The organism is Peptoniphilus timonensis JC401 (genome assembly GCF_000312025.1).
GTDB lineage: Bacteria > Bacillota > Clostridia > Tissierellales > Peptoniphilaceae > Peptoniphilus_A > Peptoniphilus_A timonensis.
The window spans coordinates 139324-148678 of sequence record NZ_HE978593.1; the positions used below are offsets into that span (position 1 = coordinate 139324).

Annotated in this window: 8 protein-coding genes and 2 pseudogenes; all 10 read left to right on the forward strand. The window is 30.0% G+C overall.

The genetic code is table 11. The features are described from left to right. Positions 1-7: 7 nt before the first annotated feature. Positions 8-937 carry a tRNA dihydrouridine synthase DusB gene (dusB, locus tag HGPT_RS00725; protein ID WP_019137987.1) on the forward strand — a complete coding sequence of 310 codons (930 nt, stop codon included), beginning with the start codon at positions 8-10 and terminating at the stop codon, positions 935-937. 47 nt (positions 938-984) lie between these two features. After that, entirely contained in the window at positions 985-1245 is a 261-nt protein-coding gene (locus HGPT_RS00730) for a hypothetical protein (protein ID WP_019137988.1), read from the forward strand. 178 nt (positions 1246-1423) lie between these two features. Beyond that, positions 1424-1897 (forward strand): transcription elongation factor GreA, encoded by a 474-nt coding sequence (gene greA / locus HGPT_RS00735; protein WP_019137989.1) that lies wholly within the window; start codon positions 1424-1426, stop codon positions 1895-1897. Between the two features lie 43 nt (positions 1898-1940). Next, positions 1941-3815, forward strand: coding sequence for a lysine--tRNA ligase (gene lysS, locus HGPT_RS00740; RefSeq protein ID WP_040542344.1), 1875 nt, complete (start codon positions 1941-1943; stop codon positions 3813-3815). Between the two features lie 137 nt (positions 3816-3952). Continuing rightward, positions 3953-4169, forward strand: a pseudogene (locus HGPT_RS00745) (MobA/MobL family protein); the annotation flags it as partial. A gap of 117 nt (positions 4170-4286) precedes the next feature. Further along, positions 4287-4859, forward strand: coding sequence for a uracil-DNA glycosylase family protein (locus HGPT_RS00750; RefSeq protein WP_019137991.1), 573 nt, complete (start codon positions 4287-4289; stop codon positions 4857-4859). 317 nt (positions 4860-5176) lie between these two features. After that, a complete protein-coding gene (locus HGPT_RS00755; RefSeq protein ID WP_019137992.1) occupies positions 5177-7153 on the forward strand; it encodes a hypothetical protein in 1977 nt (658 codons plus the stop codon). Then, positions 7150-7758, forward strand: coding sequence for an ABC transporter ATP-binding protein (locus tag HGPT_RS00760; RefSeq protein ID WP_019137993.1), 609 nt, complete (start codon positions 7150-7152; stop codon positions 7756-7758). The genes HGPT_RS00755 and HGPT_RS00760 overlap by 4 nt, the downstream gene beginning before the upstream one ends. After that, positions 7755-8210: a hypothetical protein gene (locus HGPT_RS00765; protein WP_019137994.1), complete on the forward strand. Its 456-nt coding sequence runs from the start codon at positions 7755-7757 to the stop codon at positions 8208-8210. Before HGPT_RS00760 ends, HGPT_RS00765 begins: the two co-directional genes overlap by 4 nt. Positions 8211-8800: 590 nt before the next feature. After that, positions 8801-9355: pseudogene (locus tag HGPT_RS00770) on the forward strand (phosphoglycerate kinase); the annotation flags it as partial.

The window sequence follows — 9355 nt, forward strand, 5'->3', positions numbered from 1 at the left end:
TGATTTTTTGTTAAAGATTTTAGCACCAATGGCAGGCTATACTGACATAGCCTTTAGAGAAGTGGCAACAGAAAAGGGTGCAGATATTACTGTAACAGAAATGGTTTCTGCCATGGCACTTGTCTATGAAAATAAAAAGACCCTTGATCTTTTAGAAATTTCTCCCAAGGAGAAAAAAGTTTCTGTTCAAATTTTTGGCAGCGACCCTGATGTCATGGGTGAAGCTGCAAGTATTTTAAATGACTATGACTTTTCCTATGTGGACATAAATATGGGATGTCCTGCACCAAAAATTGTAAAAAATAAAGCTGGATCATATCTATTAAGTGATCCATCTCTTGTCTATGATATTGTAAAATCTGTTGTTAGGAGTTCAAATAAACCAGTCTCTGTAAAAGTGAGAAAGGGAATTGGCGGGGTGTCTTCTATGAAAGCCATAAAAAACATTGAGGCAGCAGGAGCAAGCTTTGTCACAGTTCACGGCAGAACGAGAGAAGAATACTACACTGGTAAAGCCGATTGGGACTATATAAAAGAAGTAAAAGAAAATGTAAAAATCCCAGTAATTGGAAATGGAGACATTGAAAGTCCAGAAGATGCCATAGAAAAAATAAATTATTCAAAAGTTGACGGCCTTGCAATAGGAAGAGGCGCTGTTGGTAATCCCTATATATTTAATCAGATAGAAGAACTTATAAAAATAGGTGATTATTATAGACCAAGTGATAGGGAAAAACTTCTTCTTATGATTGATGAGCTGGAAAGAAAAATAAAGTATAGGGGAGAAAAACTTGGAATCCTAGAGATGAGAAAAGTTTACGCAAATTACTTTAAGGGTATGAAGAATTCAAAAGAAGTAAGGAATAAGTTAAATATTTTAAAGGATAAAGAAGAGATAATAAAACTTATAAGAGATTATATAGATAATTTAGATTGATTTTAAAATTTAAAATATAAGTGGAGTTAGTAAGAAGGGAGTTTATTATGCATTTTATAGGAAGTATATTGTGGTTTCTTGTCTATTTACTCAATCATGATGAAAAATCTATAGAAAGATTGCCCCTTCTTGCCGCTTTAACTTTAGCAACATCTTTAATTTTCACATTTTTTTTAAAATTATTTAATATTTTTCGTGCTTATACTGTTGAGGATTTCTGTGCATTTTTGGAGTTGGCTTGTATGTTTGACAATTTAATTTTTATTTATCAAAATAAAAATAAAGAAAAAGAAAATAAAGTTAAATAGATTTCAAACTCTGTGAATGAATTTGCAGAGTTTATTTTATTGTAAAAATTTTTAAAAATTCACTCAAATACTTTAAAATCTTGACATTTAGAGAAGTATAAACTATAATAGCTTAGATTAAAAGGTTTTGTGAAAGGCGGCTGACGCCTTATTTTTTATATATTGAGGAGAGAGAATTTTGGAAAAAGATATATTTTTTACACCGGAAGGTCTAGAAAAAATCGAAAATGAAATTGAGTATTTAAAAACTGTTAGAAGAAAAGAAGTTTCTGAAAGAATTAAGGTAGCTCTAGGTTATGGTGACCTTTCAGAAAACTCTGAGTATGATGAAGCGAAAAACGAACAAGCACAAGTTGAAGAGAGAATTGCAAAGCTTGAAATGATGGTTCGTAATGCAAAGATTATAGATGAAAAAGATTTAAATACAGATGTTGTTAATGTAGGTTCTAGTGTAAAAGTTAGAGAACTTGACACAATGGAAGAGGACGAATACACAATTGTTGGTTCAGCGGAAGCAGATCCTCTTGAAGGAAAAATTTCAAATGAATCACCAGTTGGTTCAAAACTTTTAGGCAATCGTGTAGGCGATGTTGTAGAAGTTGAAGTTCCAGACGGAATTATCAAGTACGAAATTTGTGGAATAACTATTTAGGAGGCAGTTTGTGAAGAAGACAGAAGATGCAAAACTAAATGAAATGCTTTTGTTAAAAAGACAAAAGCTCGATGAATTAAAAAAAGAAGGAAAAGATCCCTTTGTCAATGAAACATACGATGTAACTGCTCATTCAGTTGATATTAAAGAAGAATTTAATGAAGCTGAAGAAAGAGAAGTTTCTATAGCTGGTCGTGTAATGAGCAAAAGACGTCACGGTAAAATTTGTTTCTTAGATGTGAGAGATTCTGTGGGAACAATCCAAGTATTTGCAAGAAAAGATGTCCTTGAAGATAAATATGAAGAAGTTAAGGGACTTGACATTGGAGATATTATTGGTGTAAAGGGAATTGTATTTAAAACAGAAGCAGGGGAAATCACAGTTCGTGCAACTGACTTAACTCTACTTTCTAAATCACTACAAATTCTTCCAGAAAAATTCCACGGACTAAAGGATCCAGACCTAAGATACAGACAAAGATATGTTGATTTAATTGTAAATCCTGAAGTAAAAGACGTATTTATTAAGAGAAATAAAATTATCAAAAAAATTAGAGAATTTTTAGATAATAAAGATTTTCTAGAAGTTGAAACACCAATCCTTGGTACAGTAGCAGGTGGTGCAAATGCAAGACCTTTCTACACTCATCACAACACTCTTGATATTGACATGCAACTTAGAATTGCCAATGAATTATTCTTAAAGAGATTAATCGTAGGTGGATTTGACAAAGTTTATGAAATGGGCAAGATGTTTAGAAATGAAGGAATGGATCCAAAACACAATCCTGAATTTACAAACATTGAACTTTACCAAGCCTATGCTGACTATGAAGAAATGATGAGAATTACTGAAAATCTTTTCGAATATGTGGCACTTGAAGTTCTTGGAACTGACACAATTAACTATCAAGGAACAGAAATATGCCTAAAGGCTCCTTGGAAGAGAATTACTATGATTGATGCAGTTAAAAAATATGCTGACGTAGACTTTAACGAAATTGATTCTGATGAAAAGGCAAGAGAAATTGCAAGAGAAAAGGGACTAGAAGTAAATGACAATGACACATGGGGCAAGCTTCTTTCAGAAATGTTTGAAGAATTCTGTGAAGAACATCTTGTTGAACCAACTTTTGTAATTGGTCACCCAGTAGAAGTTTCTCCACTAGCAAAGAGAAATCCAAAGGATCCAAGACTTACACAAAGATTTGAAGCCTTTATAAATACTTGGGAATTTGCAAATGCCTTCTCAGAACTTAACGATCCAATTGACCAAAGAGAAAGATTTGAAGCTCAAGTTGCAGAAAAAGAAGCAGGCGACGACGAAGCTCATCCAATGGATTCAGACTTCATAAATGCCATTGAAGTTGGTCTTCCTCCAACAGGCGGACTTGGAATTGGTGTTGATAGAATGATTGTACTATTAACTGATCAACCAAGCATTAGAGACGTACTATTATTCCCAACAATGAAACCAATTGGTCAAGAAGTTGCAGAAATGAAAGCTAACAAGGTAGCTGATGATGTGGCAGTTTCAAAAATTGACATGTCAAAAGTAAAAGTTGAACCATTATTTGAAGATATGGTTGATTTTGATACTTTCTCAAAATCTGACTTTAGAGTTGTAAAAGTTAAGAACTGTGAAGAAGTTCCAAAATCTAAAAAACTTCTTAGATTCACACTTGATGATGGAACAGAAAATGAGAGAACAATCCTTTCTGGAATTAAAAATGTTTATGATGCAGAAGATTTAATAGGAAAAACACTTGTAGCGATTACAAACCTTCCACCAAGAAAGATGATGGGAGTAGAATCATGTGGTATGCTACTATCTGCAGTGTGCGACTATGATGGAGAAGAATTATTAAATCTTATAATGTTAGATGACAATATTCCAGCAGGGGCAAAATTATATTAATAAAAGGAAAAGAACTGAGATAAAAAAATTCTCAGTTCTTTTTTTATTTCAAAAAAGGAGATTAGTATGAAAAAATTAGAGCAATTAAGACAAGAGTCAAAAGAAATAAAATCCTAATAGAAGAAGCAACAAGGACAAAAGAAATTAATGATAGGTCGACCCTATGGAATAAAGTATAAATGTTGGAAAAATTTTAATGCACAACTAGCAAGACAATTCATAATAGGACTAGCAAAAGAATTATCTTTAAGTGAAAATAAAAAACTAGTCGAAAGATTTATAAAAGAAAACTTAACATCACAAGGAATGATAGTAGATTATGCAATTCATGATGAGAGTCTAGACAAAAATGGGTAGTAATCTTATATAAGTTGAAAGTTTTACTAGGCTAAGAATAAATTTTTTACGAAAATTGTTACTTGTCCTAAAGCTTGGTAAGGTTCTAATTCTAGTGAAAGTGATGGCAACAGTATGAAAGAAAAACTCATTATTAAAAAATTAAGAGAAGATCGCAGAAATGAAATCTACACAAATAGAGGAATTAATCCAATATTCCAGCTAAATCCAAAATCAAAAATTTTGATAATTGGGCAAGCTCCTGGGGAAAAGGTTGAAGAAACTGGTATTTTATTTAATGATAAGAGTGGGGAAAATCTTGTCAAATGGTTGGGTATATCTGAAGACGTCCTCCATAGTGAAGATTTTTCTATAATTCCAATGGATTTTTATTATCCTGGAAAGGGAAAATCGGGTGACAAGGCTCCTAGATCTTTTATTGCAAAAGAATACCATCCACTTTTATTAAATGAATTGAAGGATATAAGGTTAACCATTTTGATAGGAGCCTATGCTCAAAAGTTTTATTTGAAGGATAAATTTAAGAAAAATTTAACTGAAACAGTAAAATCTTACAAAGAATTTTTGCCAGAATATTTCCCAATAGTCCACCCAAGTCCTCTAAACAACAGGTGGATAGCAAAAAATCCTTTTTTTAAAGAGGAGGTCTTGCCTGAGTTAAAGAAAATGGTAAAAAAGGTGATATAAATTATGTTTGTAAAAATTTATTGTATAACTTTTTTTATGGTAATGGTCATCAACAAGGAGAGAAAATATGAAGCGACTATGATGGGGAAGAACTATTAAACTTAGTGATGCTAGAAGACAAAATTCCAGCAGGAGCAAAATTATATTAAAGAACACGATAAAAATTAAACTGGGGTTTGTTATGAATCCCAGTTTAATTTTTATAATCAACCTATTAATGTTATAATTATTAAAGATGGAAATCGTTTTATACTTTAAACCAATCTTAATAAATCTGATTTTGATTTCAACATTTTGTATTGATTGAGGGGTCTTTGATGAAGAGAATAAAAATAATAATTTCATTAATTTTAATATTTATAGGAATAATACTTGTTGGAGAATACGGTATAACATACCTTGATAATTTTTCCAATGATATGCCCAATACTACAATTATTTATCAGCCTGGAATGGATCATGAAAAGATGAAAGAGGAAGTAGAGGAAGCAGCTCGTAAATTTGATGTAGAATTCTTTGTGGTTAAACAAGATGTCATAAGTACAAACGAGAATAACTTAATTGTTTATAGCTCTAGCCCAAAGGTAGAAAAATATTTATCAGAAGAGAAGGGTATTTACGAAAGGGAATATACTAGCTTATTTTTTGGAAAAGTGAATCTTTCCTATGACGATTATAAAAATATTTCTTCCTCAGACCTAGAAGTCAACAATAATTATTATCTGTTTGGAAATAAAGATGATATTAAAAATTTCAAGATATCACTAATCAATAAGTATGCTGGCAATCATCCAAGATTTCCAGAAAAATCCAGAAAATTTGACTACACTGTTTATGGACTTTGGACAATAATTTTTGCCATGTGTCTAATATTTACAGCAATTTACGTAAAAACTCGTAAAGAAGATGCCTTTATAAAAATAATTTATGGAGAAAATAGGCTTTATTTAATATTTAAAGAAATAATAATAGACCTTATTTCTATTGTAGGCATTGGAATCCTATTTCTACAGCTTTTAAAAGCTTATACCTATACAGATTTTTATAAAAATGCCTTTTATTTAATGCTTGGTCTATTTGCTCTTATAAATTCTTTGACCTATTTTTCTTTTTATAGATTTGATGTAGGAAAAGTCTATAAAGATAATTCTTTTGTGACTATTTCAGCCCTATATTTATTAAAAGTCATAAGCGTAAGTCTTGTTTCTCTTGCCCTTGCTATAAATTTCCTTATGATCAAAGAGTCCTTAGACTTTATTTCTGAAGAAGATTTCTTTAAAGCACACAAAGACTACTACTATACAAATTTAGGATATATACCTAGAGAAAATTATCCGGGAGGAAGTAAAAATGTAATAGAAGATAGTTCTAGAGTAAAAGAAATTTTCTACAAAAAATACTTCAAAGAATTTGATCCTTTAGTGCTTGTAAATTTTGATAATATAGGCGATAAAGACATGGTCTTAACTAATAGAAATAGCTTAGATTATTTAAAATCTGAGATAAGTTCAATAAAGGATAAAGAATTTAAAGAAAAATTATACTATTTTATTCCTGAATCAACCAAAGAAAAAAATCAAAAGATTGAGTTACTAGATTTAAGGGTTGAGGATCATCTTGATGAAAAAGCTGTAAAAAATAAAGAAATAATCTATTATGAAGATAAGGCTAAGATAATTAATGTTGATGATTTATTGCCACTTAATAGTAAAATTAGTAAAAATCCTATAGTTATTTTTGATAATAGAGTGCCAGAATTCGTAGAAGAAAATATTGTAGGCAATGCTTTTAGAACTACTTACGATAGGGATATCATGTACAAAATAAAAGAAGATAAATTTAATGACTTTATTAAAGAGTATAAACTTGAGTCAGAAATTCATGGAAAGACCAATGTTTATGAAAACTATTTAGATGGTAAATTAAAGATGAGAAGACTTTTAAAAATGGAAGTCGTTATATCTTTGATATTAATAAGCTTAGAAATTATTATTCTACTTACCCTAACAAAGCTTGAATTTAGGATAAATGCTTACAAAATTTCTCTGATGAAGATACTTGGATATAATTTCTGGGAAAGATACAAAAAATTAATTATATTTTCTATTATAGGATCTCTCTTAGCTATGATTATCTTTATCTTAATAAACCTAAAGTATAGATTAATTCCATTTGCTTATGGAATAGTAATAATAGGTCTTGTTTTTGTTATCGAACAGCTTATTATCCATAGAGAAATAAAAAGAATAGAAAATCATAATATAGAACTGGTACTAAAAGGAGAATTTCGATGATTGAAATAAAAAATATGAATAAATCCTTTGGAGACAAGGTGATTTTTAAAGATTTTAACCTAGAAATTAAAGATCAAGAATTTGTAGTATTATCGGGCAAGAGTGGTAGTGGTAAAACGACGCTTTTAAATATAATAGGGGGAATTGAAAAAGTAGACTCTGGAGAAGTCCTTGTTGGCAATCAAGATATAACAAAAGAGAAAAATCTACTTGATTATTTTAGATATACTGTGGGATTTCTATTTCAAAACTTTGCCCTAATTGAAAGAGAGACAGTTTATGAAAACCTAAAACTTGTCAAAAAAAGATGCAGAACAGACATAAGTATAGAAGAAGCTCTGGAAATGGTGGGACTTTCTGACAAGAAGAATCAAAAAGTCTATACACTTTCTGGAGGAGAACAGCAAAGAGTTGCCTTAGCAAGACTTTTAATAAAAAAGTGCAAGTTAATATTAGCAGATGAACCGACAGGATCACTTGATAGGGAAAATGCAAATATGGTTATTTCTATTTTAAAAGAATATCAAAAAATGGGAAAGACAGTTTGCTTGGTAACTCATGATGATTATATAAAGACTTTAGGAGATAGGGTGGTTAATTTATGAAAAAGAATTTGAAAAAAATAATAATAGGGATAGTAGGACTAGCCTTGGCTTATTCTTTGCTATGGTTTGCAAATTCAAAATATGTTTACGCACCCTATACAAAAGAAGTTCCAAAACATGAATCAGGCTTATATGTTCTTCATGATGAAAAGACAAATTATACTTTCAATGTTAAGTCACCTGGATTCTCATCTTTCACAGGTAATCTAGGAGTTTCAAATAATGAAGGGTCTGGACTTATAATATGGCCGGGATTTTTTGGTAAAAATTATGAGTATGGTGCAAGGATAAAAGATGGGGATTCCACTTATCAAATAGAACTTGATGAAGATATGAATATTATAGGCGAAGATGAAAACTTAAAAGAAGTTTATGAAAAAAATAAAGAGTTAATAGATAATATGTTTGAAGCAGCAGAAAAAGTTTGGAAAGTAGATTTCTCGGAAAAATAAAGAAAATACAAAGTAGGCGATAGAATTTAAAAACTCTATCGCCTTTTTTTGCTTATTTTATTTTTTAAATTGTTTTAGAAGATTTAATATTTTAACTAATAAAACAATTTTAATCACATGCAAAATCGTATAGGGAATTAGACCAGTTAAGATTTCCATCGTTGCTTCATATTTTTCCATAAAATCACATCTCCTTAAATATTTCTTTTAATTTATTTAATATTAAAATTAAAAGGATAATCTCAATTATGTTAAGAAGATAATGAGGCTGAATTATTGTAAGGAATTTTATTATTTGCATTTTCATAAGTAAGCTCCTCCATTTTTAAATATATGTAAGTTAAAGTTCATTATTTTTTAGTTTTTAGCTTTATTTTTAAATAAATTCATGACATATATGGTTTAATGATTTATCACATTATATCACAAAAAAAAGAAAATAAAGGCAATAAATCTTTTATTATGAATTTTAAGCTAATTAGCAAGTATAAATATTTATAAAGCTATTCTACTAACTTCAACAAGCTATATTTTGTGGTATAATTTATGTTGATGAAATTTATTTATGAATCGAAAATAAGAGGTGTAATGTGAAAAAAACTATTAGAGATTTTGATTTTGATGATAAAACTGCCCTAGTTAGGGTTGACTTTAACGTTCCTCTAAAGGATGGAAAAGTTACAGGCGATGATAGAATTATAAAGGCTATTCCTACTATTGAGTATTTAATAGAAAATGGTGCAAAAGTTGTTCTTATGAGTCACCTTGGAAGACCTAAGGGAGAATACAAGGAAGAATTATCTCTTGAACCAGTTGCGAAAAGAGCTGCTGAACTTTTAAATAAGGATGTTAAATTTATACCTTCAAAAGAAGTTGTAGATGAAAAAGTTATTGAAGAAGTTAAAAATCTTAAAAAGGGAGAAATTGCTCTTCTTGAAAATTTAAGATTTGTAAAGGGCGAAGAAAAAATGATCCTGATTTTGCAAAAAAATTAGCAAGTCTAGGAGATATTTTTGTAAATGATGCCTTTGGAACAGCTCACAGAGCTCACGCATCAAATGTTGGAGTGACAGAATTTCTACCATCTTGTGCAGGTTTATTAGTTGAAAAAGAAATAAAATATTTTGAAGATGCACTTAAAAATC